Source organism: Dellaglioa carnosa, from assembly GCF_026948345.1.
GTDB classification, from domain to species: Bacteria; Bacillota; Bacilli; order Lactobacillales; family Lactobacillaceae; genus Dellaglioa; species Dellaglioa algida.
The window spans coordinates 1-360 of the sequence record NZ_JANXLI010000019.1; the positions used below are offsets into that span (position 1 = coordinate 1).

At 48.6% G+C, this 360-nt stretch carries 4 tRNA genes; all 4 read left to right on the forward strand.

The features are described 5' to 3' along the window. The first annotated feature begins 13 nt into the window (after nt 1-13). The 4 genes from N0K80_RS07880 (at nt 14) to N0K80_RS07895 (ending at nt 359) form a co-directional block, all read left to right on the forward strand. Nucleotides 14-84 (forward strand) — tRNA-Gly (locus tag N0K80_RS07880). 13 nt (nt 85-97) lie between these two features. Next, nucleotides 98-172: transfer RNA gene (locus N0K80_RS07885), tRNA-Ile, on the forward strand. Nucleotides 173-185: 13 nt separating this feature from the next. Further along, nucleotides 186-273, forward strand: a tRNA-Ser gene (locus N0K80_RS07890). A gap of 14 nt (nt 274-287) precedes the next feature. Next, nucleotides 288-359, forward strand: a tRNA-Glu gene (locus N0K80_RS07895). Nucleotide 360: the final 1 nt, after the last annotated feature.

Below are 360 nucleotides of genomic sequence, written 5' to 3' on the forward strand. Positions count from 1 at the left end.
ATTTATATATTTTGCGGGTGTAGTTTAGTGGTAAAACCACAGCCTTCCAAGCTGTTGTCGCGAGTTCGATTCTCGTCACCCGCTTTTTTATGATTTTGGGCCTATAGCTCAGCTGGTTTAGAGCGCACGCCTGATAAGCGTGAGGTCGATGGTTCGAGTCCATTTAGGCCCATCAATTATTTTATGGAGAAGTACTCAAGTGGCTGAAGAGGCGCCCCTGCTAAGGGTGTAGGTCGTGAAAATGGCGCGAGGGTTCGAATCCCTCCTTCTCCGTTTTTAGTTATTATGACCCGTTGGTCAAGTGGTTAAGACACCGCCCTTTCACGGCGGTAACATGGGTTCAAATCCCGTACGGGTCAG